This is a genomic window from Jannaschia aquimarina (genome assembly GCF_000877395.1).
GTDB lineage: Bacteria > Pseudomonadota > Alphaproteobacteria > Rhodobacterales > Rhodobacteraceae > Jannaschia > Jannaschia aquimarina.
Genome location: NZ_JYFE01000060.1, coordinates 131,171 through 157,674, shown reverse-complemented (window position 1 = coordinate 157,674; position 26,504 = coordinate 131,171). Strand labels below are relative to the sequence as shown.

Below are 26,504 nucleotides of genomic sequence, written 5' to 3'. Positions count from 1 at the left end.
GCGATGGCCCGCTAGCCTTGACCCGCATCGGCCTGCCGGACGAAGTGGCGCCATGAAGTTTCTCCATTCCGCCGATCTGCATCTCGGCTCGCCCTTGCGCGCGGCGGGCGCGCGCGATGCGGGTGCCGTTCTGGACCGCGCGGTGGGCGGCGTCGTCGAGCGGATCGCCGACCTAGCCCTGCGGGAGAAGGTGCAGGCCGTCATCCTTGCCGGGGACATCTTCGACAGCGACGCCCCCGACGTCACGCTGCGTGCCCGGTTCCTTGCGCAGCTTCGGCGCCTGACCGGGGCAGGGATCGCCGTCATCGCGATCCGGGGAAACCACGACGAGCTGCTGGATCTCGGACGGTTCGGCCCGCCGGGCGACGGAATTTTTCTGCTGGACCGGGAGACCCCCACCGCGCTGGTCGGCGATGTCGCGTTCCACGGGCTGGGGTTCGAGGGCAGGGCCCCCCGATCGACCCTGCCGGATTACCCGGCCGCCCATCCCGGGCGCCTGAATGTCGGGCTGATGCACACGTCGCTGGACGGTGCTCCGGGGCACGACCCCTACGCCCCGTGCAGGACCGGCGATCTGCTGGCGCATGGCTACGATTACTGGGCGTTGGGGCATATCCACAAACGCTCCGAGAGGGTCGATCAGGGGGTCGCGGTGGTGATGCCGGGCATTCCGCAAGGGCGCCACATCAACGAGGATGCGGGTGGGACGGTCACCCTTGCGACGCTTGGCGGAAATCCTGACCTGCGACAGGTCCCGGTAGAGACGGTCCGCTGGGAGCGGCGCGAGCTCGACGCACAGGATCTGGACGAGGGGGATCTGCTGAACGCGTTCGCCGCCCTGCCCGAAGGTCCGCCGTTCAGGATGGTGCGCTGGGTCGCGCGCGGCGCGGTCCTGCCCGAAGGCGAACTTCTGGACTTGGCTCGGGAGGCGATCGAGGGACGGGACGACGTCGCCGTGGAGGCGGTCCGCCGGGCCGCGCCGCCCCCGCCGGAGGCCGGCATCCTGACCGATCTCATGATGCAGGAAGTGCAGCGTGCAAGCTATCTGGACGAGGCGAAGGCCTTCCTGTCCGAATGGCGCGATGCCTTGCCCTCCGAGATAAGGGACGAACTCGCCGAAGAGCATCTGGACGACCTGATCGCCGAAGGTCTGGCTGCCGCGACGCAAGCGGTGCGCGGCGCATGAGGGTCTCTCGGCTGGACCTCGTCCGATATGGTCACCTCGAAGGCGTGAGTCTGGATTTCGGCCCCGCGCGGGAGTGCGACGTGACCGTGATCTACGGCGACAACGAGGCCGGCAAGAGCACGCTCTACGAGGCGTGGCTCGATCTGCTGTTCGGCATACCCATGCGGTCGGACAGGACGTTTCGGTTCGACCGGCGCGATCTGGAGATCACGGCTTCGCTCGACACCGACGATGGCGTCATTTCCGTCCGCCGGATCGGGCGTGGGCTGCTGGATAGCGCCGGGCACCCACTCGATGAAAGCTGGTTGCATGATTGCCTTCCCTCGGGCGACCGAGACGCCTTTCGCAAGCGGTTCTCCCTCGACGACCAGACGCTGCGCGCCGGCGGGGAAGAGATCGCCTCCGGGCACGGCGATCTTGGTTCGGCGCTCCATGTGGGGACGTCCGGCACGCTGGGCGTGGCCGACGCGCTCGACGAATTGGGCAAGCGGGTGGATGCCTTCCACAAGAAGCGCGGCAGATCGACCAGGCTGGCCGAGGCCAAATCGGAGCTGAAGGACCTGGCCGAGCGCCTGAAGGACAGTGCAGTCACGCCCCCCGCATGGGACACCCTGACCGAGGCTGTGACCGAGGCGGAGAGGCGCGTGGAGCTGGCGCGGGAGGGGCTGGCCTGCGCCAGGATGTCGGCCGATCTCTACGCGCGCGCCACGCGGATCCGGAGCGCGCGGGCGGACGTCGAGAGACTGAACGCCGATCTGGCGGAGTTGCCTGCCGGGTCTGACCTTCCGGCCGGGGCAGAGGTGGACGTGAACGCGGCGCTCACGCTGCTGGACACGGTTCGCGAGGGGAAAGCCGTGCACGAGCATGCCATCGCGGAGGCGCAGGCGATCCTCGATCGGATGCCGGAAGACGAAGAAGGGCTCCGGATCGCCGATGAAATGGAGCGGATCGAGGGGCTCAGGGACGCACGGGACGCGTCGATCCTGGATCGTGCGCAGACGGCGATCGCGGACCTGCCGGAGCGGGAAAAGGCGTGCGCCGCCCTGCTCGCCCGGCGCGACGCGGCTCTCGCGCGCGCCGGAACAAGCGACCTGCCGGCCCTTGATCGTGAGGGTCTAGAGCGGATCGAGGCCGCACTCCGCCAAGCCGAGGCCGCGCAGCGCGATGCCGGATCGAAGGTCGCGGACAAGGATCGGGCAGAGGCCGCTATCCCGCCGGAAGTCGTCCATTCGGGCGACCGGACTGTGCTGGATCACGCGCTCGAAGCCATGCCGCACCCGGATGAGTTGGACCGCCTGACGCGTGAGGCTGCAGCTGCACGGGATAGGGCCGTGTCGGCAGCCCAGAGCCTGCCTCATGCTTGGCGCAACCTGTGTGACGATCTGCCGGAGGACGAGACCGTCGAAGCGGCCCTGGATCGCTGGCGAAATGCGGAGCGGCATTTCCATTCGGTGGATAAGGCCGCGGACGAGGCACGTCGCATGCTGGATGAGGCGGAGGCTGCCGAAGCGGCGCTGCGCGCGCGTCCCGACAGCGTGGATGAAACCGGGAAAGCGGCAGCCCGTCAGGCGCGTGATCTGGCTTGGGACCGCCACCGGGCGTCCCTGTCCGAGGCAACCGCGGACAGGTTCGCCGAGGCGATGCGGGCCGACGATGACGCGATGCGCCATTTCCTGAAGGGTGCCGAAACCCGCGCCGCGCTGGAGGAGGCGCAGCAGAGGAGCGCGCGGGCCGGGCGCGAGGCCGAGCGCGCACGGGAGGTGCGGGACGCGGCAGAAGCGGCTTTGGCGGAGGCGCGCCGCGTCGTGGACCGCCTCGCCCAACGTCTTGGCGATGTCGAACCATCCGGTCTGCGCGCGCGTCTGGCGCGCCTGCGGAAAGCGCTCGACGCGGATTTGACGGCAGAGCGGGCAGAGCGCGATTTGGCTAAAGCGAAGACCAGAGAGAGGGTCGCGTCGGAGGCGCTGGCTGCTGCACTGATAGCAAGCGGCGGCGAGATCGGCCCCGATCTGCGTCTCTCGGCCGGGCAGCATCGCGACCGATTGATCGACGCGGAGAAGAAATTCGCCCTCCGAGAAGCGGCGCTGCGCCGTGCGGCCGAGACGCGGGAGACGGCAGAGGAGGCCCTTCGGGTGGCCGGAATGGCCGATTCCGCTCTGCGCGAGCTGTTGGACGGTCTGTTCTGCGCCGATGCCAGCCTTGCCGAACTTCGCACGCTCCTGCCTGACCTGGGCGAGGCGCTTCGATTGGACGAGGAGTACCGGAGCGCCGTGTCGCGGATCGAGACGCTTCGAACGGATATCGCCCGACTCGATCAGGCGGTCGCCCCGCTACGGACGCCGTTTCCCGAAGGCGACGCTCTCACATGCCTCGCGCGCGCCCGAGCCCGGGCCGGGGAAGCCCGCAACGTGGCCGCCCGTCGGACCGAGGCGAAGGAGGCAATCGCCAAAGCAAGCGAGGAACTGGCTCGGCTCGCCGTTCGCGCCGCCTCGGCGGATCAGAAGATCGAGGCCGTGTTCGTGGATCAAGGCGGTGAGGGCCCTCCGGGCATCCGCTTGGCCAGTCTGCTCGACCGCGATGCAAAACGCCGCCGGGTGGCCGAACTCCGCGGCCAGATCGCCGAGGCGCGGCAGGAGGTCGATCGAGATGCGCTGGAGGCTGAAATCGCGAATATGACACCGGGCCGGGCAGATATCCTGGCCGATGACGTGGTGGAGGCCGAGAACGCGCTCGGCGCCGCACGCGAGGCACTGGGGTCCGCCAGGACGAAGCGGGATGATGCCCTCGACGGTGCCGGCGGCGATGCGGCGCGACAGGCCCGTGCCGCCCTTCTGGCAGATCTGCGGACCGAAGCGCGCGAGGCGGTGGCCCTGCGCTTGGGAGAGATGGTCGCGCGCCGCGCCCTCGCCCGGCATCAGGGAGAGAACCGGGGCCGGATGCTGGAGGCCGCCCAAGCGGCCTTCGCCCGCCTGACAGAAGGAGCCTGGACCCGGCTGGAGACAGGCCCCGGCGACAAGGGCGAAGCGCTCTTCGCCATCGGCCGCGGAGAGCGGACGCGGGTCGATCAGCTTTCAACCGGCACGCGCGGGCAGATCTATTTGGCGCTCAGGTTGGCGGGTCACGCCATGGTCGCCGACCCACCGCCCTTCGTTCTGGACGACATCGCAGAGACGTTCGACGACAGCCGTGCCCGGGCCACGCTGACCATGCTCGGCGAGATTGGCGCGCGGGGTCAGGCGATCCTGATGACCCATCATCGCCATCTGGTGGACATGGCCCGCGAAACGCTTCCCGGGGTCCATCTGCAAGAGCTTCCGGCCCGAGCCTGATGGCCACGTCGCGATCCGCGATGCGGCGGGTGGATACGGGCCTTCCCCGATAGCGATCCGATCTTGCTGGCCAGCTTCGCCAGCCGCCGCTAACGTCGCTTCGATGACGGATCGCTTGCACATCGTCTCGGATGCGGCCCCGGCCCATGCCGGTCTCGGCAGGACGATGATCTGGGGCGGGGCCGGTCTGCTGGTTTTCGTCGCGGCGCTTCAATGGGCCGACCAGTCGGGACGCATCGATCTGGGTTTCCAAAGCTGGCGCCCGACGCTCTACGCCTACTTCGCGTTCGCCACGCTGCTTTGCTGGGGTCAGGTCCTGACGCGCGGAGAGCAGGGCAAGCGGGCGCTCTTCGTGCTGCCGGCCGCCCTGTTCGTCGTGGCGATGGTGATCTTCCCGCTCATCTTCGGCGCCGGGATCGCGATGTCGGACTGGAACCTCTCCAGCCCGGATGGCCGTCAGTTCAACGGCTTTGACAACTTCTGGGCCGCTTGGCGTGATCCGTTCTATCTGAACGCGCTTCTGAACATGGTCTGGTACACTCTGGCGATCCTGGTCGAATACGTGATCGCCTTCGGCCTCGCGCTGCTGCTGAACGCGCAGATCCGGGCGCGGAAGTTCTTTCGCGTGGCGTTCCTGCTGCCGCTGATGCTGTCGCCGGTCGCCGTATCGTGGATGATCGGCAAATCCATGTTCGAACCGCGGTTCGGCCCGATGGCGCGTCTGGCCCGGACGCTGGGATGGGATACACCCAGCTTCTTCGGCTCGCCCGAGATCGCGCGCTTCATGATCATGGCGATGGATGCGTGGACCTACATTCCCTTTATGATGATCATGCTTCTGGCGGGTCTTCAGGCCATCCCGAAAGAATTGAACGAGGCCGCGTCCGTCGACGGAGCCTCTGGCTGGCGGAAGTTCTGGGAGGTGACGTTTCCCCTGATGCTGCCGGTCAGCATCACGGCAATCCTGATCCGCATCATCTTCAAGCTGAAGCTGGCCGATATCGTGATCAACGTGACCGCCGGCGGGCCCGGCGGTGCGACGGATACGGTGACGAGCTTCATCTTCCGTGAATACCGCGACCGCTCGAATGTGGGCTACGGGACGATGCTGGCCTTCATCTACCTCGTGCTGATCGTGATCGGCATGACGGTGCTGATGAAAGGCACGCGCCGCTGGACGGAGCCGCGATGACCACCGCCGAGACCAGCGCCCAGATCTTCCGCGACGGAGAAGCCGACCGCACGTTCCGCCCCTCGGTCTGGCTGTCGCGCGGGGCGATCTACGGGGCGCTGATCCTGTGGGCCATCGTCTGCCTGTTCCCGATCTACTGGACGCTGACGACCAGCTTCAAGGCTGCGCCGGACGTGATGCAGGGCAACCTGATCCCGTGGGTGGATTATGCGCCCAAGCAGTTGGGCTGGCGGTCGCTGGGCCTGACGCCGGAGCTGCTGGGCAGCGAATCGACGGTTCGCGCCGAATTCATGAAACGGTTCTGGAATTCGACCATCATCTCCGTGTCGGCCTCGGTCATTGCGGTCGTGCTCGGGTCGATGGCGGCCTATGGGCTGTCACGCTTCGACTATCGGCTCGGGCCGATGAAGAACGACGATATCGGGTTCTTCTTCCTCAGCCAGTTGATCCTACCGCCGGTGGTCTTGGCGCTCCCGTTCCTCGTCCTCTACAAGTCCCTCGACCTGCTCGACAGCCGGATCGGCCTGATCGCGCTTTATACCCTGACGGTCCTGCCCATCGTCATCTGGATCATGCGCGACCAGTTCCAGTCCATCCCCACCGAGCTGGAAGAGGCCGCGATGGTGGATGGCCTGGGCGTCTGGGGTGCGTTCCTGACGATCATCCTGCCCATCGCCCTGCCCGGCATGGTCGCGGCCTTCATCCTGAGCCTCGTCCTGACCTGGAACGAATATTTCTTCGCCGCGCTCCTGACCTCGACCCATGCGAACACGCTGCCAGTCATGGTCGCCTCGCAAACCGGCTCGCAGGGGATCAGCTGGTGGTCGATGGCGGCCCTGAGCTGGGCCGCCATCTTGCCCTTGATCGTCGCGGGCATCCTGCTGGAACGCTACATCATCAAGGGTATGGCGTCGGGCGCCGTCAAATAACGCCCGCGCTGGCGCGGCCGGATCTGCCGGACTAGCATCACCGTCGGGAGGACGGCATGACGCAAGCGACACGACATTGGGACCGCCTGGACAATGGCGGCCTGACCTTCACCGAGATCGGGTTCGGAACGGCGCCGCTGGGCAACCTCTACCGCGCCATCAGCGACGACGAGGCGGATGCGATCCTTCAGGCCGCCTGGGATGGGGGTGTCCGGTATTACGATACAGCCCCGCTCTATGGCTTCGGGCTGTCCGAGACGCGGCTCAACCGCTTCCTGCGCGACAAGCCGCGCGACGAGTACGTGCTCAGCAGCAAGGTCGGGCGCTACCTTGTGCCGGCCACCGAAGAGACCCGGGACGGACACGGCAAGTGGTTCGACGTTCCCGCCCGGCGCGAGGTCTACGATTACAGCTATGACGGCGTCATGCGCAGCCTGGAGGCCAGCTTCGAACGTCTGGGCGTCGACCGGATCGACATTCTCTTTGCCCATGACATCGACGTGCCGAACCAGGGCAGCCGGGCCAACGTGAACGCCAAGGTCGATCAGTTGATGGCGGGGGGATACCACGCGCTCGAGCGGATGCGGAGCGAAGGTGTCATCGAGGCCTTCGGCGCGGGCGTGAACGAGTGGGAGGTCTGTCAACAGCTTGCAGAGCGTGGGGATTACGATCTGTTCCTGCTGGCCGGGCGCTACACCCTGCTGGAGCAGGAGGCGCTGGAGACGTTCCTGCCCCTCTGCGAAGCGCGCGGTATCGGAATCGTCACGGGCGGTCCGTACAATTCCGGCATCCTCGCCACCGGGCCGAAGCCCGGGGCCTACTACAATTACGAACTCGCACCCGAAGAGATCCTCGACCGCGTCGCAGCCATCCAGAGGGTCTGCGAGGCCCACAAGGTCCGAATGGTCGACGCGGCGTTCCGCTTCCCCCTGCTGCATCCCTGTACCGTCAGCGTGATCCCCGGCGGTCAGGGGCGCGAGGAGATGGCCTCGAACCTTCAGGCCGCGGCCGCGGATATTCCGTCTGCCCTTTGGGATGATCTCAAGTCCGAGGGTCTGATGCGTCAGGACGCGCCGACATGACCCTCATCCTGCCGGAAGTATCCCGGGGAGCGCGAGGGGTTGGCCCCTCGCTTCCTCCGGCAGGCCCAGTCGCGTCGTGAGGATAGACGCACATCACCATCTCTGGCAGCCCGCCCGTGGCGATTACGACTGGATGCCGAAAGGCGAACCGATCCTGAACCGCGCCTATAGGCCTCAGGACATGAAACCCAATCTCGACGCCCACGGGATCGACGCCGCGATCCTGGTCCAGGCCGCCGCCACCGTGGACGAGACGGAATACATGCTGGGCCTCGCCGACGCGACCGGCTGGATCCTCGGCGTCGTCGGGTGGGTCGATTTCGAGATCGCCGCACATCGCGACGTGCTGGCGCGGATCGCGGGCCATCCCAAGCTGAGGGGCATAAGGCCCATGATCCAGGATATCCCGGACGTGGACTGGATGTTGCGGGAAGACGTGGCCTGGGCCTACGACGCCGTGACCGAACTGGACCTGACCTTCGACGCGCTGGGCTTTCCCGCGCATCTGGAGAACTTCCACAGCATCCTGACCCGTCACCCTGACATGCGTGTCGTGATCGACCATTGCATGAAGCCCGACATCGCGACCGGATCGAATTGGGCCGGGTGGAAGGCGGGAATGACGCGGCTGGCACGGGATACCGGCGCCTATTGCAAGCTATCGGGCCTCGTCACCGAGGCTGCGGCCGATTGGACGGTGGATCAGCTGCGCCCCTATGCGGACCACGTCCTGCGGGAATTCGGGCCGGACCGGGTACTCTGGGGCAGCGATTGGCCCGTCTGCCGCCTCCGGGCCGAATACGGTCGATGGTGGGATGCGGCGCGGGTTCTGACCAATGACCTGACCCGGGCCGAGCGGGATCGCATTTTCGGAGGCACGGCCGCAGAGGCCTACGGGCTAACCTGACCGGGAAACGTGGCGACCGGCCGATCGCTGGGCCGCCTCGATTGCGCTTTCCAAGCTATCGCCCGCATCCATCCGGGCGGCTAGCGTGCCGCAGAAGACATCGCCGGCGCCATGGCCTTCTCCCGCGAGGGGGGCGACCGGAAAGGCCATCCGTGATCCCTCACGCCAAAGCAGGCAGCCCTCCGCCCCCCTCGTCTCGATCACGGACCCCGCGACCTTGCCCAGCCCGGCGGCTTCGACGCGATTCACGACCCAGATATCGACGAGCGATGCAAGCGCCGGGTCGACCGGTCGTGAGGGGGCGGCGTTCAGGATGACCGTCGCCTCGCCCTTCCGCCGCGCGAGCGTCAGGTTCGCGGTCTCCGGCACCTCGTTCTGCAGCAGGATGATCCGGGTATCGGACGGGACCTCCCCCTCGCCGTCATTCGCGGCATTCGCGCCGGTCACGACGACCGCCCCGTATTCCCCACCATCGACCGAGATGGCGACGCTCATCCCCGAGGCGCCCGGGATGCGACGGATCCCGGCCCGGTCGACCCCGGCCCGGTCGAGTTCCGCAAGCATCGCGTTTCCCGCCGCATCATCCCCCACCCTGCCCCATATCGCGGTCTCTGCCCCGGCGCGGGCCGCCGCGAGAGCCTGGTTCCCGCCCTTGCCGCCGAAACGATAGACGACGTCGCGGCCGTTCAGGGTCTCGTCCAGTTCTGGCAATCTGGGCGCACGCACGACGGTGTCCCAGTGAAGCGCGCCCAGAACGAGGACACTCATGCGCCGTAGAGCGCGCGCGCGACGATGCGTTGGCTCGCCGCGGCATCCTGCGCGGCGATGGCCGATTGCAGCTCCGCATCGTCCGCGAGCGAGAGCGCGATGGATCGCAAGCGCTCCACGATGGCGAGGTTCGTGCGCGCCTCCTCGACCGGATGCGTGCCTCCGGCATCGGGGAACGTGTCGAAGTAGATCGCCCCGTCATAGCCGATCCGGTGCAGTTCGACGAAGAGTTCGACAGTCGCGACCGGATGGACCGTGCCGACCATGAGCCCATCGTCGCGGCGACCATATCCGTCGTTCAGATGCACGCCCAGCAGCCGGGAATGACGCGCCGCCAGCATCGCGGAACAGGCCGGCATCTCGCCCGCATAGAGGACATGGGCGAAGTCCAGCGTTACGCCCAGATTCCGGCGTTCCGCCTCTCGGACGGCCAGAAGCGTGTGCCCGATATCGCGAAGGAGAGCCAGGGCGCGGGGTTCGTCGGGCTTGTATTCGACCGCGATCGCAAGGTCCGGATCGTGATCCGCAACCTCGCGCAGGGCGTCGATCATGTCGTCCCAAAGCCTTCGGAAGTCGGCCTGAAGCGCGTAATCGACACCATCCTGGCCCATCCAGAGCGTCATCACCTCGCCGCCCATGGCGCGGCACGTGTCCATGCCCCGTTTTGTGAGGTCGATCGCCCGCCGTCGTGTGGCCTCGTCGGGGTTCGTGAAGGCCCCGAGCTTGAAGCCGGGATCGGAATAATACCGCATCGCGAGGCCATTTAGTTGCAACCCCGCGCGACCCATTGCCGCCGAAACATCGTCCCGGGGCGTTCCATCGAAATGGTCGGGATAATTCAGGTCCGCCGCGTCCAGCCCGGCCTCGCCTGCGGCTCCGATCCAGTCGAGGATGCCACCTCCCAGCGGCTTGAAGGCGTTCAGACGGGTCGCGTAGCGCGGGCGGTTCGGTCGAGACATGGGGGAGACTAGGGCGATGCCGTCGGGCGGGGCAAGCAGAGCCCGCCTTTCTCCGTCTTCCGAGAGTCGCCTTCAGCCTTCCAAGACCCGGATCGGAGCAGGCAGCGGAAGATCGAGATTGAGCCGGTGCTGGATCGCGAGCCGTTCGAGCGTTTCGATATCGTCCAGTCCCTCGACCGCGATCCGCTCGCCTAGTTCCGCCAGCAGCGCGCCCATGCCGGGATCGACATAGATCGCATCGGTTCGGTCGATCACCCGGATAGGGGCCCGTTCGGTCGCCGATCCGATCGGCAGTCCCGTCGGCAGCAGAATGGTCCATGTCGGTCCGGCGACGACAATCGCCGCGTAGAGGGCCGCCGCCTTGGTGGGGGCGAGGCCCGCCGCGACGAGCGCATGGAAGAACATGCGATGCGTCTCGAGGTATGTCCGTTCCGCGACGAGACAGTGGTGGTCGTGAAGGATCGCAGCCTTCGCGAAGGCGGGCTCCATCGAGGTAGGAACGATCGTCCGGGCCCATTCGGGCAGGCATGCGCCATCGGTCGCCGCCCCAATGGGGGCCGACCAGACCGTTCCCTCGTGGTTGAACGAGAAGGCTTTCGTCAGCGCGTGCGTCGGACCACCCTTGCGGTAGAAGACGCGATCCGAAGCCTCGGCGGCCCCGAAGGCCGGATCGCCGGAAAATGCACCGCAGGCATGGAGGGGGCGGACGCAGCACGCGAGAAGCGCGGCCAGGGGCACATGTGCGGTTGGCGTCATGGTCGGCATGATCTGGGCGTTCATGTTCGAAATCCTCGGATCTGAAATCGGATCGGTTGGCTGGTGGCCATTGAGGGCCTAACGCGGCGCGGCACGCAATCGCGTGACCGGGTTCGTCAATCTTGCGGGCCCGACCTTTGCGGAGCAGGCCGCGCCCCAGCTCGGGGGCTGCTGCACCGGCGTGAGGCTCGCACGGAGGAAATTTGCCAGATCGAACCCGTGGCCGGGCCGGCCCCGAAGGGCGGCCGCTGCCTGGCGGGTCGCCATCGCACACCCGAAACTGGTTCCGCGGACGGCAACCGTCGACCCATCCGCGGCACCGGAGGTCAGGACGCCGAACGTCGCCGGTCCCTTGTCGGTGGCCATCGCGAAATCCGGATCGAACCCATTCCGTCCCGTCGACGAGTACGGGGCGGGCCGCCCATCGGATTCCCGGTATCCAGCGACCGTGATGAGGCCTTCCCCGTGGCTCAGCGCGTTGAGCGTTCCGAACCGGCTTACCGTGGCGCCTGCGGCTTCGGCAGCCGGCGGCAGCGCGAGTGCCGCGACCGGCGCTGGTCTGTAGTCACAACTGTCGACCACGCGGCCATCCGTCGGATCGTAACGCTGGTACTCGGCGTCGAAGAGATGGGCCCGACGACCCGTCGACGCCCCGTCGCGGGCGGATTGGTCGGTCTGGACATTGATCCGCGCCTTTCTGACGTCGCCACCTGCATGGGCCAGACGGATCCGCCATGATCCCGACGGCGCTTCCGGACGCTCGCCATGTGTCTGGGTGGCGGCAACGGCCAGCGTGTAGAGCTTGCGGGTAAGGGTATCCGCGCCGACCCGGTTTTCGGCATAGAGCGAGGCGATGACCTCACCGGACGGGTTGGTGAGGGACTGGACGGAGCCGTGCGGACCCACCGCCGTCGGAGGGGGCGCGGCGCCCGGAGCCGCGACCGAGATCTCCAGGCCGTCAAGACCGTTCTCGGGATCGGACCAGATCTCCACGAAGGTGTCGGTATGGTCCTCGACCGGAACGCGAAGATCGATCTCCGTATCGGTGTTGGACGGCACTTCGACGGCCGCATTCCCGCGCAGAAGGTTCTCGTTTCCGGCCGGCAGGATCACGTGAAGGCGCGACCGGCCCTTTTTCTGGCGCTCGGTGTTGATCAGGCGGACCGTGTCGGCAAGGGGGCTTGCACCGTCGCGCGCACCGGCCTGTTTGCCAAAGGACAGGTTGATCACCAGAGGGTAGCCCTGAACGGTCTGGGCCTGCCGCACCTGTTCTGGAAGACGGGACCACAGAAGATCGCAGAAGGCGACCATCCGGTAGATCGCGTAGATCACGAAGTATTCGAGAAAGGTCCCCGAGAGGCCCACGATCTGACGACCGGGCAGGCTGGCCAGAAGGATCGGACCGCCCCGCTCGATCGGGTCGCGGCCGGCGGCCAGTCCCAGGACGGCGGCGCCATGGGCGACCCTGCGGGCCAATGTCCGCTCTCCCCTGTCACGGGTCATGTCTCTCAGGCCCGCTGACGAGATCAGCGCCTCTTCGTCGACCTCTGGATGGGCGGGGTCGATCCGGAAATCGGAGAGCAGTCTGTCGATATCGGCCTTCATGAACTCCCTGCCGAAGGGCAAGTAGCTTTGTGCCGGCACCCATTCCGCACCCTGCATCCATGCGTGCAGAATGCGTGTCCGGCCATCCGCACCCGTCGTCCGGTAATGGGATAGGGGTAGCCCCGTATCGATCACGCCGGTAATCGCGGTCTCGGGCGACGGAGGATCCGGAAACTCGGAGAGGCTTGGAAACCAGGGTGCATCGGGGTCGAAGCCTTCATTGCCCACATGGCCTGGAACGGGCTGCTCCACCCCGCCGCCATAGTTCTCTTCAAGCAGTTTCCGGAGCGCGTCCGGTTCGTATTCGGGGCCGTCCGGGACTGGCTCACCACCGTCCTTTCCGACGATCGGTTCTGCCGGCGCACTCTGTGTTACATCGGTCCTGGGGTCGGACTGAGAGACATCGGCCTCGGGTTCAGTTGAGGTCGGGTCTTCGGGCTGCAAGGGGATGGGGACGGTCTGGACTTCGCCGATAAAACCCTCGCTGCCATAGCGCATCCGCCACCAGTGCACGTCCGGCAGCTGGCTGGAGCTGTCCCAGCTCGTGCCATCCCATTCTGTCCATTTGCCGGTCATTGGCCGACATCCTCGTGCTCGGATACGGCCCATTCGCCACGGGCGCGTTTCCATGCGGCGACCAGGTAGTCGGGCACGTCCGCGACAGGTTCCGCCGCCGCTGCCGCCTCAAGGCGATCAGCCAGTCCGGTGCGCGTGAAATCGGCATCGACCGGCATTCCTCCGGCGTCGGCCACCGACATGGAAACCGCCCCGACCCCTTCCCCCTCGGTCATGGCGAAAATCGCGTCTCCGATCGCGCAGCCGAGCATCGCACCGGCCATGCTGTCGATCGGGTAATGCACGCCCGCGACGGTCCGATTGACCGCGATCCGATGGGCGATACGGAACGGAATGGCCGAAGCGGCGATCCCCGCCAGCGGACCCTCGGGCCCTTCGCTGGCCAACCTGTGCAGAACAGTGGCCAGCGCGAATGCCTCGGTCGCGTGGCCCGACGGATAAGCGGAATGATCCGGTGTCTGGATGATCGGCATGATCCGCGCATCGAGATCGATCGGCCTGTGAAGCCATGTCAGATGCTTGACCTGCTGCTCGATGTCGATCGTCGCCAGTTGCACTGCGGCCAGCAGCTCCAGGCTACGCCGCCGACCGCCGCGATCCAACATCAGCGCCGCGCCGAAGAACGAGGCCAGATCGCCCGTCTGCTCGAGGATTTCGCCGGTCCGGTCGCCGCGAAGGTCGGAATAGGCCCGAACGAAATCCAGTTGCGGGGACAGATCGACCCCATCCGCCGGCCGGGAGATTTTCAGCAGCGTCGCATTTCCCGACGTGACAATGGCTGACCCGACGCCGGCCGGCGCGACGGAAATCGCCGACCGGATCGCCGAGGCCAGCATCCCGATGCGCCCGGGCGCTTCCCTGTAGTCGAGATCGGCTGGACCCGGGCGAGGCCGCGCAGCCGAATAGCCCGGATCTGCACGCAAATCCCATGGGCCGCCGACGCCGTCATGTGTCGAGGCAATGGCATAGCTCAGTTGCGGCCCGTAGCTTCCGCCGGCGTGAGACTGACCGCCGCCCTGTCCTCCGCCTTGGCCACCGCCCTGACCGCCGCCCTGTCCTCCACCTTGTCCGCCGCCCTGGCCCCCGCCTTGGCCGCCACCCTGTCCTCCGCCCGAAAAGATCATGTCATTCCCCAACGTAAACCTAACACGACCGTCACCCTGCTCAGGGAAACAGGCCGCGCCTAGACCCCGACTTCCCTTTTCACGCAGGTTTCACGCTTACGAATGAAGTCTGTGCGCGCGGCTCGAGTTCGGTTTATGTTGACGACGGGTAATGCAGGGAATGGAAGGCGGCGATCATGGCTGAGAAACCGATCCTGTCCATTCGTCTGAATGGGCGTTTTCGTGTCGAAGGCCCGGACCGGGTCTCGCTGACGCCACGTGGAACCAAGGCTCAGGGGATATTGGCCCTACTGGCGACCGCCCCCGAACATGAACGGGGCCGGGTCTGGCTGCAGGGCAAGCTGTGGAGCGATCGGGGTGCGCCTCAGGCGGCCGCCAGTCTGAGGCAATCTCTCGCGGAGATTCGGAAGGCATTCGGCGATGAAGCCGACGTACTGATATCGACCCGCACGACGGTCGGCCTGAATCCGGACAGGATCGAGGTGATCGAGGGCGGCGGAGAGTTTCTCGAAGGATTGGATATCGCGGACCCGGCATTCGTCGCATGGGTCCAGTCCCGCAGGACGCCGGCGCCCCGGTCCTTCGTCGCGCCACTGCGCCGTCCGAACCGGATGTCTGTCCTGATGCGGCCCACGGAAGGCGGCTCTCCGGAGTTGAAGCTGTTCGAGACCTTCTTCATGGAGGCCTGCGCACGCACCCTGCGCGAGTTGGGCGATATCGACGTGCTGACAATCGCGCCCGATCCGGCGCCTGATGGCCTTCTGCTTGCGGATGTGCAGGCGTTTCCGCTGCCCGGAGGCGGCGTCGCGCTGCGCTGCAGTCTGGATTGCGGGCTCACCGGCCGGATGATCTGGTCCGACATTGCGCAATTGAACTGCCGGGGCGCGCCGGAACCCGACGACGAGGGGCTGCTTTCGCTGGGCAATCGATTGGCGAACGCGGTTCTCGACGAAGGGCTTCGGACCGACGGCGTGACCGATCCCGATGCCACCCTGATGGCGCTGGATGCCATAGGCCTGATCTTCACCATTCGGCCCGAGGGGCTCAAGCGCGCGGAAGCGTTGCTGCGCCAGGCGATCGAGATCCAGCCGCGCGGCGTCTACCACGCCTGGCTCGCTCAGCTTCACGCCATCGAGTTCGTGGAACGGTTCGCCTCGCGCGAGGACGTCGCCGACAAGGCCGAGGCCGCCATGCGCCGCGCATTGGAAATGGAGCCGGGGAACTCGAACGTCCTCGCCTGTTCGGCGAACGCCAAACTCGTTCTTTTCCAGGAACTCGCGCCTTCAGGAGAGCTGGCCCGCGTATCCACCGATGCGAACGCGGCGAACCCGCTGGGCTGGTGGGCGCTGGCCGCGGCGCATCTCTATTACGGCCGGTCGGAAGAGGCCCTGATCTGCGCCCGGCGGAGCCGTGCCCTTGCTGGTGGAACCCGTTTCCGGTTCTGGGCCGAGTTTCAGACGGCGTTGGGCGCTGCGCTTTGCGACAAGCGGCTGGAGGCGATCCAGGCGGCGGAGCTTTCCAGCGCCCTCTCCCCCTCGTTCCGACCGCCGCTGCGGTATCTGACGGCGCTGCATGCTGGCAACGATGCGGGGCGGCTGGCCGCACAAGCCTTCGAGCGCCTGCGCGTGCTCGAGCCGGATGTCACGGCCAGCCGCCTGACAGACGATCCCAGCTATCCGGTGTCGTTGATGCGAAAGGCCAAGATCGCCTCGCGGGAGCAGCTCCATACGGCGCTGAAGTAAGGGGCGCCCTAGCCGGCCAGCAAAGCGTCGATCTCGGCGCGGGCCGGCATGGACGGGGCCGTGCCCGGCCGCGTCACGCTGATCGACGCCGTGGCACAGCCGAACCGCACCGCCTCAAGCGCGTCGCGACCCTCGGCCAGCGCCGCCGCGAAGCCTCCGTTGAAGGCATCGCCCGCCCCGGTCGTCTCGACCACGGGTCCGGCGTCGAAGGGCGGGACGAGTTCGGATGTCTCCCCGTCGTGGTAGAGCGCGCCGCGTTCGCCCAGCGTCAGGATCGCCGCCTTCGCCACGCCCATTTCAAGGAGGCGGGCGGCTGCGGCGCGCGCCTCTTCCACCGTCTCGACCGGCAGGCCGGTCAGAGTTTCCGCTTCGGTCTCGTTCGGGGTCACGTAGTCGCAGAGCTGTAGCGTGCCCTCGGGGAGCGAAGCGGCAGGGGCCGGGTTCAGGATCGTTTCGACGCCCGCTTCCCGCGCGATGCGCAATGCAGCGAGCGCCGCGTCGATCGGCTGTTCGAGCTGGGTGACGAAAACGCGCGCCGCGCGGATCGTGTCGGCCCGCGCTTCGATGAAGGCAGCGTCGATTTCTCCCGCGGCGCCGGGATAGATGATGATCGCATTGTTGCCGGTCGCGTCATCGACGAAGATGAACGCCGCTCCGGTCGGGGTCTCTCCGCGTTCGACCAGCGGGACGACGCCTGCGTCTTTCCATGTCTCCATCGCCATGTCGCCGAACGTATCGCTGCCCAGCTTGGTCAGCATCGCCGTCCGCGCGCCGGCCCGTGCGCAAGCGACGGCCTGGTTCGAGCCCTTTCCTCCGGGGCCCAGGGCAAAGCCCGATCCCAAGATCGTCTCGCCCATCTTCGGCTGCCGGGATGCACGGTAGGCCGTGTCGGCGACGAAGACACCGAGGATGACGACGTCGTGTTCACTCATCGGGGCCGATCACTCCCTTGCGCAGCATGATGCACCCGTAGAAGCGCCGCTCGCCCGTCTGGATCACGGCGTAGGCCTCTCGCGCGAGGTCGTAGAAGGCGAAGCGTTCGATTCCCACCATCGACCGTGTCTCGCCGGTTGCGGCGATGGCGTCCTGCACCTCCTGCTGGACAGGGGGAATCGTGGCCGCATCGTCCACGATCTCCATCCGTCCGGCGAAGTCGTCGACGAACGTATCCAACGGCATGACGCTGAGGATCGCGTCGGCCGCCCCGGCGACGGTAAGGTTCTCCATCCGCAGCAACTCGCCATGAACGGTCGTCTGCGCGATGGCATCCGACGGAAAGTTTGTATCCGACAGGATCAGCATGTCGCCATGCCCCATCGCGCGCAGCGCGTACAGAACATCCGCGTTCAGGCGCGGGTCGATTCCCTTGAGCATTTCAGTCCTCCCTCCGGCTACGCTAGGCGCGGGGCCCGGTGACGGGCAAGCCCGATCAGGTGTCCAGCCGGGTTCCAGTCTCGGGATCGAAGAAATGGGTCCGGGTCGGATCCGGCCGCAGGTGGATGCGGTCGCCGGGGCGAAGCGCGGGGCGTTCCGACGTGACGACAACGATCTCCTGACCCTGGGCCCGGGCGACGATGTGCGTTTCCGATCCCGTCGGCTCAATGACGGAGACATCGGCCGGGATGCCGGTCTCGGACAGGGCGAGATGTTCCGGCCGGATGCCTATGGTGGATGGGCCGGAAGGCGCGGCCAGATCCAGGGTCGTTCCGGACACATGCAACGCCCCGTCGCGGTGCTCTGCCGGAAGCAGGTTCATCGCCGGCGATCCGATGAAGCCCGCCACGAAAATGTTCGCTGGCCGGTCATAGAGATCCAGCGGCGCGCCCATCTGCTCGATCCGGCCCGATTGCAGCACGACGATCTTGTCGGCCATCGTCATGGCTTCGATCTGATCATGGGTGACGTAGATCGTCGTCGTCGCAAGACGCTGGTGCAATTCCCGGATCTCGGCCCGCATCTGGACGCGCAGCTTGGCGTCGAGGTTGGACAGCGGCTCGTCGAACAGGAACACCGCTGGCTCGCGCACGATCGCGCGACCCATGGCGACCCTCTGACGCTGGCCGCCTGACAGGGCGCGCGGATAACGGTCCAGATAGTCGCCAAGCCCCAGGATTTCGGCGGCGCGGTCGACTCGGCGCGCGATTTCCGCCTTGTCCATCCGTGCCATCCGCAGCGCGAAGGCCATGTTCGCGCGCACCGTCTTGTGGGGGTAGAGCGCGTAGTTCTGAAACACCATCGCGATGTCGCGCTTGGCCGGCGCGAGATGATTTACTACGCCATCTCCGATCGAGACGGTCCCGCCGGTGATCCCCTCCAGCCCGGCGACCATCCGCAAGAGGGTGGACTTGCCGCAGCCGGACGGTCCGACGAGGACGACGAATTCCCCGTCGTCGATGTCGATGTCGAGGCCGTGGATCACCTGGACGCTGCCGTAGGATTTCCGCAAATCGCGGATCGTCACCTGTGCCATGCGCCCTCCCCGCGCCCGCCGTGGGCCGACGCTAGCGGGGCCCCGCGGGGCTGTCCACGCCGCAGGGCAGTTGACAGCCGCGGTGACCGGCGGCGACTGTCCTAGGGTCAACGTCCTGCGGAGGAACGGGACGGGCGTGTCAGGGAGGACGCGATGAAGACCCATATCTACAATCACATGATGCGGACCGGAAAGCTGAACCGACGGGGCCTGCTCAGAGGTGCGGCCGCGACCGGAACGCTGGCGGCGCTGGGCGGTGTTTCGACCGGGATCGGCGTGCGGCCGGCCTTCGCCGACGCCCATGCCAATCTGCGGTCCGAGATCCTCAAGATCCCCGGCGTCGGCATGGGCTCTCCGACGGATGCCGATTGGCAGAAGGTCGGCGAGATGACATTGGAGCCGATCAAGCAGGTCGTGCAGCCCGGCGAATTCCAGGGCGTCGAGCTCACCTTCATGGGGCTCAACAACCAGAACCTTCACAACTTTCTGTTCCGTGGCTTCCTCAAGCCGTGGGAGGATTACACCGGCGCGACGATCAACTGGATCGACCTGGCCCAGGCCGACTACAACGCCCGGCTTCAGCAGGCCATCGCGACGGGCACGGTCGATTTCGATATCATCGAGATGGGCGCCCCGTTCGAAGGCGACGTGCTGGGCCGCGGCATGGCGATGGAGATGCCCGACTGGGTCCGCGACATGATCGACATGGACGACTACGTCGACTACCTGAAGGCACCCGTGGGCACGTGGGACGGCCGGACCTACCGCGTCTCGATCGACGGCGATTGCCATACCTTCGCCTACCGCAAGGACCTCTACGAGTCGGCCGAACTGGCGGAAGCCTGGGCCTCCGAAGGTGGTGAAGGCGACTGGGCTATGCCCACCACATGGGAGCAGGTGAACGCGCATTCGATGTTCCTGGCCGGAAAGACGGATCCGCTCACCGGTTTGCCCGCGCATGGATTCCTAGACCCGCTCAAGGGATGGGGCGGTTTCGGGTTCTACTTCCTCGAAGACCGCGCCACGCCCTATGCCAAGCACCCCGACGATCCGGCCTGGCTTTTCGATCCGGAGACGATGGCGCCTCGGGTGAACAACCCCGCCTTCGTGCAGGCGATCCAGGACGTGATGGACCTGATCGCGACCGAGGGCGCCTATCCGGCCGATCAGATCAACGCCGATCCGGGCACGACTGCATTCCAGCAGTTCCTCGCAGGCACGGGTGGCGCGCTGACATGGTGGGGCGATGTCGGGTCGTCGGCTCGGACATCCGACACCTCGGTCGTGGGCGACGTCGTCGGGTTCTCGACCAATCCGGGCGCGCAGCGGGTCTACAACGCGCAGTCCGGCGCCTGGGAAGACACGCCGAACGAAGCGCCGAACATGGCCTATATCGGCTGGGGCGTCTACGTGATGCAGCGCGCAGCCGAAGGCGGAGACGCCAAGGCCAAGGCCGCCTGGTCGGCGGCGGCGCATCTGGGCGGGCGTGACCTCTCGCTCTGGTGCTCGGCCTACCCGTCCGGCTTCCAGCCCTACCGCAACAGCCATTTCCAGTACGAGGAATGGGAAGAAGCGGGCTACGACCGCGACTATATCGAGGATTACCTTGGTTCGAACCTCGACAGCTACAACCATCCGAACGCGGCGATCGAGCCCCGGATCCCCGGGATCTTCCAGTACTACTCGGTCGCCGAAGACGAACTGGCCAAGGGCTATGCCGGCCAATACGGCAGCGCGCAGGAAACGGCGGACGCCATCGCCGCCGCCTGGGAGGAGATCACCGACCAGATCGGCCGCGACAGCCAGATCGCGCTCTACAAGGCGTCGCTGGGGATGTAGCCGATTTGGCGGAGCCGGGACGCACCGGCTCCGCTTCGCCGATCACGCTCCGGCTTTGCCGACTGCCCTCTCGGACTAGGTAGTCTGACCGGTGCCGTATCCGGTGCCATCATTTCTGATTTCCGCTGGGGCGAGGACCAGGCATGAGATCGACCTTCCCGGTCCCGCCAGTGCGGGTCATCGCCGCCTGTCGGGCGACCTCTACGGCCGACAGGGGCCGCGTGACGATCGGGGATGCCCGCTCGGCAGCGTGGTGGCCGTCCCTGGGCGCACCGAACTGATCTGATGGCGCAGGATGGGAAAGAGAACGCTGAAGGCCCCGGCAAGGGGTCGGTCTGGCCATGGCTGGTCGCGGGTCTGTGCGTCATCGCCATCGGCGTCGCAGGATGGCTGTGGATCACCCGGTCGGAGCAGGCAGAGCCCGCAAACCCGCCACCCCCGCGTCTCGTGGAGACGGCAGAGGTGCAGCGGGTCGACCGCATCAGCATCCGGCAGACCGGATTTCTGAGACCCGCCGCCCAAGTGGAGGTCGTGCCCGAGATCACCGCGCGGGTCGTCGAGGTATCCGCGGACTTCGAGCGCGGGCGCCGCATCGCGGAGGGCGATCTGCTCTTCCGTCTTGATCCCACACGCATCGAAGCGGAGCGGTCCCGCGCAGAGGCGCGCGTGGGCGAAGCCAGGGCCGCCGTGGCGGAAGCCAGGATCGAGGCGGACCGCCAGAGAGAGCTGGAGGAGCGGGGCGTTGCGGCGGAAACCGTGCTTCAGACGGCGCTTGTGGCGCTTGCCTCTGCGGAGGCCGCTCTGGAAACCGCGCGTGCGGATCTCGCACTTGTCCGCGACCGGATCGACGACACCGAAATACGCGCGCCGTTCGACGTCCTTGTGGTCGAGGCCGCGGCCGATGTCGGGGACCTCGCGGCGGCCGGGACGCCGCTTGGGATATTGGTTGCTTCGAACGTCGCTGAAGTCGACATGGGCCTTCTGCCCGGCGACTTCGCGCTTCTTCCTGATCCGGCCGCGTTGCCGGGCACTGACGTTCGGATCTTGCCCAACGATCCCGCGCCGGAGCCTTCGGTGCTGGCGAAAGGGACCGTCCATTCCGTGGGTGCCCAGATCCGGGACGGGACCCGGCTCTTACCTCTGATCGTGCGTGTTCCGGACCCCTTCTCTCCCGGCCCGGACGGACGACCCCTGCGGCTGGGCGAACTCGTGACGGTCGAGTTGCCTGTCGCGATCGAGGGGGGCGCCGCCGTTGCAATCCCGTCCGAAGCCCTCCGACCCGGGGGGATCGTCTGGCGGATCGAAGAGGGGGGCCTGATCAGGACGACTCCCGAGCTGCTGCGGCGCGAGAGTACCGGTGATGGCGAGCGCGCAATCCTCCGCGCCGGTCCGGTTTCGGCGGGTGACACCGTCCTGCTGAGCGCCCTGCCGGAAGCGTCGGAGGGATTGCAGGTCCGCACCGAGGACACGCAGTGACCGGGATCCTCCGCTGGTTCCTCCGATCGCCGGTCGCCGCGAACCTCCTCATGGTCGGCCTGCTTGCGGCAGGGATCGCGGCGATGGCGACCCTGACCGTGCGAACCTTCCCGGAAATCGCCACTCAGGCCGTGTCCGTGACCGTCGCCTATCCCGGCGCCACCCCGACCGAGGTCGCCGACGCGATCCTCACGCCGATCGAAGAGCGACTGGAAGGATTGGAGGGGATCCGGCAACTCAACGGGACCGCGACGTCGGGCGCGGGGACCGTCACCGCCGAGCTGACACGCGGCGCTGACCTGACCGAGGTGAAGGACGACATCGAAGTCGAGGTCGCGCGCATCACGACGTTTCCAGCCGCGGCCGAACAGCCCCGCGTCGTCGAAGTCGAGCCTGTCGAACTGGCGGTCCAGATCGCCATCCACGGCCCTCTGGACGCGATCGCGCTGAAGGCCCTGGCCGAGCGCGCGCGGGACGAACTGACGGATCTGCCAGAGGTCAGCCAGGTCGATATCCTGGGTGTCCGGGAGGATCTGATCGAGATCGAGATCCGGCGCGAGGCGCTCGAAGGCTACGGGATCGGCCTGACCGAACTGTCCGCCCTTCTGGCCGCAGACGTTCTGGACCTGTCGGGCGGGACGATCGACACCGGGCGTCGCGATATTCAGATCCGAGCGACGGGGGCGGCCGAAGAGGCGTCCGAATTGCGCGAGAAGGTCCTGTTCACCGATCCGACCGGAGCCCGGGTTCGGCTGGGCGACATCGCCCGGATCGGGGACAGGCTGGCCGAGACTGATATCGTCGCAGAGGTGAACGGGCAGCCGGCCGTCTTCCTGTCGGTCAATCGTGCCGGTGGAGAGCAGGTTCTGACTGTGGCGGATGCCGCGACCGGCTGGCTTGAGGAGGAGTTCCGATCCACCCTCGCCCCCGGCGTCACCGCAGAAATCTGGCGCGACGAGGCAGAGACGTTACGCGGCCGTATCGCCCTGCTCGCCGAGAATGCCGCGATCGGTCTCGCGCTGGTTCTGGTTCTGCTGACGCTGTTTCTCGACCTTCGGGTTGCCTTCTGGGTGGCGGCGGGCGTCGCGGTGACCTTCGTCGGGGCCTTCGCGCTGATGCTGGCCTTCGGCACCACGATCAATCAATTGTCGCTGTTCGGCTTCATCCTGGCCTTGGGGATCGTCGTCGACGACGCAATCGTCGTGGGGGAACGAACCTTCGGAGAACTCGAAGGCGACGGCGACCCCGAGAAGGCGGCCGACCGGGCGGTCCGGCGCGTCTGGCGACCGGTCGCCTTTTCGGTGACGACGTCGATCGCCGCCTTCGTCCCGCTCCTGTTCCTGCCCGGTTCGTCCGGCTCCTTCATCGCGCCCGTCGCGGCGGTCGTGATCTATCTGCTTGTGGTCTCGTTGATCGAGAGCTTCTTCATCCTGCCGCGTCATCTGTCGCATATCCGGCTGGGTCGCCCGCGTCGCTGGTCGCCACGCCGCGTGACCGACTGGCTTCGCAACCGGGTCGATCGCGGCTTCAAGTGGTTTACCGACCGGGCTGTCCGGCCGCTCGTGAAGGGGTCGGTCGGTCACCCTGTCTTCGCCCTGGTCTGTTGCCTGACGGTGGGTGCGATGGGGGTCGCTTTGGTCGCTGGCGGCACGGTTCGGTTCGTCTTCTTTCCGGAGATCGAGGGCAACTTCGTGACGGCGGAGTTGTCGATGCCGGAAGGCACGAGCGCCGAGGCCACGGCCGCGCGGGCCGTCCGCTTCGTGGACGCCGCAGAGCGTATCGGCGAGGAGCTGGGCGGCGCGGGACTTCTGCTGGGCACGTCGGTCGTCATCGGCTTTTCCCCGACATCCGGGCCGAACGGCGCGGGCGCCGCGTCCGGCAGTACCGCGACCATCTCGGCCAGGCTCATGGACGGTGCAGAGCGGGACATCGCCGCCGAAACCTTCCGCAACCGCTGGCGCGAGGCGGTGGGTGACGTGCCCGGTGCGCGCGAGGTGGTCTATTCCGCCTCGACCGTCGCGATCGGCGCGCCGATCTCGCTGGAAGTGTCCGCGGATAGCGACGAGGCGAGAGAGGAGGCAACCGGACGTCTCCGCGAGGCGCTGCAGGGCAGGGACGGCGTCTTCGATCTGCGCGACGACCGGTTTTCGGCGTCCCGCGAAGTCGCGATCTCGCTGACCCGCGCGGCCCCGGTCTACGGCGTCGCGCTGGAGGATGTGGCGCGGGAGGTGCGCGCCGCGGTGTACGGCGCCATCGTCGATCAATTCGCGCGCAACCGGGAAGAGGTCGATATCCGTGTCCGCCTGCCGTCCGATCAGCGCGATTCGATCTCGGATCTCGCTCAGCTTCGGATCCCGACGGCGACCGGGGGATTGGTCCCGCTGGCCCTTGTCGCGGAGTTGGAGTTCCGGCCCGCCCCGACCGAAATCACCCGGCTGAACGGGCGTCGGATCACCGTGCTCGAGGCGGATGTGGACGGGTCCGTCACGACTGGCGGTGCCGAAACAGCCTGGGTTCTGCAGAATGTCGTCCCCGAGATCACCCGCGACCTGCCGAGCGTCTCTGTCAGCGCCGGTGGAGAGCAGGAGGAGGCCGGCCGGTTCGGTCCCGCGCTCGCCTTCAACTTCAGTCTGGCGCTGTTCGCGATCTATGCCACGCTCAGCCTCGCCTTCGGCAGTTACCTCCGGCCGCTGATCGTCCTCGGGATCGTCCCGTTCGGGCTGGTCGGCGCGATCTTCGGTCATGCACTGCTGGGGCTGAACCTGACTCTTCTGTCGATGTTCGGCGTGGTCGGGCTGGCCGGCGTCATCGTGAACGATGCCCTGCTGATCGTGGACTACATCCTCGAAGCGGAAGCTGACGGAAAGCCTTGGCACGAGGCGATCACAGAGGCGACCCTCGGCCGGTTCCGGCCGGTGATCCTGACGACGCTGACGACCGTTCTCGGTATCTCGCCCCTAATCCTCGAGACGTCCGTGCAGGCGCAGTTCCTGATCCCGACCGCCGTCTCGCTGGGCTTCGGAGTGGCCTTCGTTTCGATCTTCCAGATGGTGCTGGTCCCGGCCTATGCGTCGATCTACGCCCGCCTGCGGAACCGATTTGCAAGTTCGGGCCGGTCCGCCACGGCGGGCTGATGCGCCGCAATCGACGCGAGCGGGATCGCCGTGCTACCTTCGAGGGGCGGCTGGGACACCGCCAGAGGAGGAGGGGCGCATGTGTGAGATCTATGCACGGCAGGATCCGAAGAGGTACGAACTGACTTCCCGTAGCCTGCGGATCGACGGCTACAGCACGAGCATCCGCCTCGAGAACGCGTTCTGGGATGTGCTGGAGCGGATGGCCCAGTCGGAAGGACGCACGTTGAACGACCTGATCGCGACCCTCCATCGAGAGGCTTCGGGCGATCGGAACGTGCCCAGGAACTTCACGTCCGTCCTGCGGTCGTCCTGCCTGATCTACCTCGAAGGGACCGACCAAGGTCGTAGGGATTCCGAGGCCGCGTAGTAACCCGCTACCACCACGGCCCTGCAGGATCGGTCAAACTCCCCGGACAGGCGACGCCAGGGGAGGACAGATGGCGAAGGCAATTCACAGCATGGTGCGCGTGCTCGACGAGGCGCGCTCGGTCGAGTTCTACCGGACGGCCTTCGGCCTGGAGGTCGCGGACAGGCTCGACTTCGACGACTTCACGCTGGTCTACCTCTCCAACCCGGAGAGCGACTTCGAGGTCGAACTCACGGTCAACAAGGGCCGGACCGAACCCTACGATCTGGGGGACGGATACGGCCATCTCGCCGTGTCCGTCGCGGATCTGGAAGCGGAGCATACGCGCGTGACCGAGGCCGGTCTCGAACCGCGCAAGATCGTCGAATTCGCGCCCGGCGGGACGCTGGTCGGACGCTTCTTCTTCATCGCCGACCCGGACGGCTACCAGATCGAGGTTCTGGAGCGGTCGGGCCGGTTCAAGTGAGCGGCAGGGCTCGGAGGAGGGGCCCCGCCACACGCAAAGGAAGCCAAGGGAGGACATGGCTTTGGATACTCTGACAGACATGCGGCGGATGACCCGCAGGCAGCTGCTGACGGGCGCGACGGCTTTGGGGGCCTTCGTGATCGGCAACGGCTACGTGACGGCGGCGAAGGCCGATTGGGCCACCGAGATGGTGGCCATGAAGCCCGAGGATTTCGCGACGCTCATCCAGATGGCGCGCGACATCTATCCCCATGACCGTGTCGCGGACGAATTCTACGTGCGCGCGGTCAAGAGCTACGACGTGCAGGACAAGGCCGAGATGGCCGAGGCCGGCATCCGCGCGCTGAACCAGCGGTCCCGCGAGATGAAGGGCGAAGACTACCTCGATATCGGCTGGGAGAGGGACCGCGTCGACGTGCTGCGCTCGATGGAGGATGACGATTTCTTCCAGACCGTGCGCGGCGGTCTCGTGACCGGTCTCTACAATCAGAAGGAGGTGTGGCCGATCTTCGGCTACGAGGGCTCCTCCTATGAGCATGGCGGCTACATCGACCGCGGCTTCGACGACATCACGTGGATCGGGTGAGGGGGACC

Annotated in this window: 21 protein-coding genes; 13 read left to right on the top strand and 8 right to left on the bottom strand. The window is 66.8% G+C overall.

Annotation, left to right across the window (positions count from 1 at the left end; genetic code table 11):
* Positions 1-52 precede the first annotated feature (52 nt).
* From jaqu_RS16220 to jaqu_RS16195, 6 genes are all read left to right on the top strand, one after another.
* Positions 53-1,186 carry a metallophosphoesterase family protein gene (locus jaqu_RS16220; protein WP_052501016.1) on the top strand — a complete coding sequence of 378 codons (1,134 nt, stop codon included), beginning with the start codon at positions 53-55 and terminating at the stop codon, positions 1,184-1,186.
* Positions 1,183-4,515 (top strand): AAA family ATPase, encoded by a 3,333-nt coding sequence (locus jaqu_RS16215; RefSeq protein ID WP_043920040.1) that lies wholly within the window; start codon positions 1,183-1,185, stop codon positions 4,513-4,515. The genes jaqu_RS16220 and jaqu_RS16215 overlap by 4 nt, the downstream gene beginning before the upstream one ends.
* A gap of 103 nt (positions 4,516-4,618) precedes the next feature.
* A complete protein-coding gene (locus tag jaqu_RS16210) occupies positions 4,619-5,707 on the top strand; it encodes a carbohydrate ABC transporter permease (protein WP_043920039.1) in 1,089 nt (362 codons plus the stop codon).
* Entirely contained in the window at positions 5,704-6,636 is a 933-nt protein-coding gene (locus tag jaqu_RS16205; protein WP_084629930.1) for a carbohydrate ABC transporter permease, read from the top strand. The genes jaqu_RS16210 and jaqu_RS16205 overlap by 4 nt, the downstream gene beginning before the upstream one ends.
* Before the next feature lie 56 nt (positions 6,637-6,692).
* Positions 6,693-7,718 carry an aldo/keto reductase gene (locus jaqu_RS16200; RefSeq protein ID WP_043920038.1) on the top strand — a complete coding sequence of 342 codons (1,026 nt, stop codon included), beginning with the start codon at positions 6,693-6,695 and terminating at the stop codon, positions 7,716-7,718.
* A gap of 76 nt (positions 7,719-7,794) precedes the next feature.
* Positions 7,795-8,625, top strand: a complete 831-nt coding sequence (locus tag jaqu_RS16195) for an amidohydrolase family protein (RefSeq protein WP_043920037.1) — start codon at positions 7,795-7,797, stop codon at positions 8,623-8,625.
* On the opposite strand, the gene jaqu_RS16190 is transcribed toward jaqu_RS16195, so the two are convergent.
* From jaqu_RS16190 to jaqu_RS16170, 5 genes are all read right to left on the bottom strand, one after another.
* The gene (locus tag jaqu_RS16190) at positions 8,617-9,393 is read right to left on the bottom strand and encodes a PfkB family carbohydrate kinase (RefSeq protein ID WP_043920036.1); all 777 of its coding nucleotides are present in this window, start codon (positions 9,391-9,393) and stop codon (positions 8,617-8,619) included. The two genes, jaqu_RS16195 and jaqu_RS16190, sit on opposite strands and share 9 nt — an antisense overlap.
* Positions 9,390-10,352 carry a sugar phosphate isomerase/epimerase family protein gene (locus jaqu_RS16185; RefSeq protein ID WP_043920035.1) on the bottom strand — a complete coding sequence of 321 codons (963 nt, stop codon included), beginning with the start codon at positions 10,350-10,352 and terminating at the stop codon, positions 9,390-9,392. The genes jaqu_RS16190 and jaqu_RS16185 overlap by 4 nt, the downstream gene beginning before the upstream one ends.
* A 72-nt stretch (positions 10,353-10,424) precedes the next feature.
* Positions 10,425-11,132 carry a DUF1353 domain-containing protein gene (locus jaqu_RS20795; protein ID WP_052501015.1) on the bottom strand — a complete coding sequence of 236 codons (708 nt, stop codon included), beginning with the start codon at positions 11,130-11,132 and terminating at the stop codon, positions 10,425-10,427.
* Between the two features lie 54 nt (positions 11,133-11,186).
* Positions 11,187-13,289 (bottom strand): S8/S53 family peptidase, encoded by a 2,103-nt coding sequence (locus tag jaqu_RS16175; RefSeq protein WP_043920034.1) that lies wholly within the window; start codon positions 13,287-13,289, stop codon positions 11,187-11,189.
* Positions 13,286-14,413 carry a phosphatase PAP2 family protein gene (locus jaqu_RS16170; RefSeq protein ID WP_084629928.1) on the bottom strand — a complete coding sequence of 376 codons (1,128 nt, stop codon included), beginning with the start codon at positions 14,411-14,413 and terminating at the stop codon, positions 13,286-13,288. The genes jaqu_RS16175 and jaqu_RS16170 overlap by 4 nt, the downstream gene beginning before the upstream one ends.
* Before the next feature lie 176 nt (positions 14,414-14,589).
* Between jaqu_RS16170 and jaqu_RS16165 the strand changes: the two genes are divergently transcribed.
* Positions 14,590-16,155 carry a hypothetical protein gene (locus jaqu_RS16165; protein WP_043920033.1) on the top strand — a complete coding sequence of 522 codons (1,566 nt, stop codon included), beginning with the start codon at positions 14,590-14,592 and terminating at the stop codon, positions 16,153-16,155.
* Between the two features lie 8 nt (positions 16,156-16,163).
* Here jaqu_RS16165 and rbsK read toward each other — a convergent pair whose 3' ends face one another.
* Genes rbsK through jaqu_RS16150 form a run of 3 tightly spaced genes read right to left on the bottom strand, consistent with a single transcriptional unit; the run spans position 16,164 to position 18,625 of the window.
* The gene (gene rbsK, locus jaqu_RS16160) at positions 16,164-17,087 is read right to left on the bottom strand and encodes a ribokinase (protein ID WP_043920032.1); all 924 of its coding nucleotides are present in this window, start codon (positions 17,085-17,087) and stop codon (positions 16,164-16,166) included.
* On the bottom strand, positions 17,080-17,529 hold the full coding sequence (locus jaqu_RS16155; RefSeq protein WP_043920031.1) for an RbsD/FucU family protein: 450 nt from the start codon (positions 17,527-17,529) through the stop codon (positions 17,080-17,082). The genes rbsK and jaqu_RS16155 overlap by 8 nt, the downstream gene beginning before the upstream one ends.
* 55 nt (positions 17,530-17,584) lie before the next feature.
* Positions 17,585-18,625 carry an ABC transporter ATP-binding protein gene (locus jaqu_RS16150; protein ID WP_043920030.1) on the bottom strand — a complete coding sequence of 347 codons (1,041 nt, stop codon included), beginning with the start codon at positions 18,623-18,625 and terminating at the stop codon, positions 17,585-17,587.
* A 153-nt stretch (positions 18,626-18,778) separates the two neighbouring features.
* Between jaqu_RS16150 and jaqu_RS16145 the strand changes: the two genes are divergently transcribed.
* The 6 genes from jaqu_RS16145 to jaqu_RS16120 all read left to right on the top strand — a co-directional run bounded on the left by jaqu_RS16145 (position 18,779) and on the right by jaqu_RS16120 (position 26,496).
* Positions 18,779-20,464: an ABC transporter substrate-binding protein gene (locus jaqu_RS16145; RefSeq protein ID WP_043920029.1), complete on the top strand. Its 1,686-nt coding sequence runs from the start codon at positions 18,779-18,781 to the stop codon at positions 20,462-20,464.
* A 285-nt stretch (positions 20,465-20,749) separates the two neighbouring features.
* The gene (locus jaqu_RS16140; RefSeq protein ID WP_043920028.1) at positions 20,750-21,940 is read left to right on the top strand and encodes an efflux RND transporter periplasmic adaptor subunit; all 1,191 of its coding nucleotides are present in this window, start codon (positions 20,750-20,752) and stop codon (positions 21,938-21,940) included.
* Complete coding sequence (locus tag jaqu_RS16135; protein ID WP_052501013.1) at positions 21,937-25,074, top strand: efflux RND transporter permease subunit; 3,138 nt, start codon at positions 21,937-21,939, stop codon at positions 25,072-25,074. The genes jaqu_RS16140 and jaqu_RS16135 overlap by 4 nt, the downstream gene beginning before the upstream one ends.
* 79 nt (positions 25,075-25,153) lie before the next feature.
* A complete protein-coding gene (locus tag jaqu_RS16130) occupies positions 25,154-25,444 on the top strand; it encodes a ribbon-helix-helix domain-containing protein (RefSeq protein ID WP_043920027.1) in 291 nt (96 codons plus the stop codon).
* 70 nt (positions 25,445-25,514) lie between these two features.
* Positions 25,515-25,910, top strand: a complete 396-nt coding sequence (locus jaqu_RS16125) for a VOC family protein (protein WP_043920026.1) — start codon at positions 25,515-25,517, stop codon at positions 25,908-25,910.
* Positions 25,911-25,989: 79 nt separating this feature from the next.
* A complete protein-coding gene (locus tag jaqu_RS16120; RefSeq protein WP_089268323.1) occupies positions 25,990-26,496 on the top strand; it encodes a gluconate 2-dehydrogenase subunit 3 family protein in 507 nt (168 codons plus the stop codon).
* Positions 26,497-26,504: the final 8 nt, after the last annotated feature.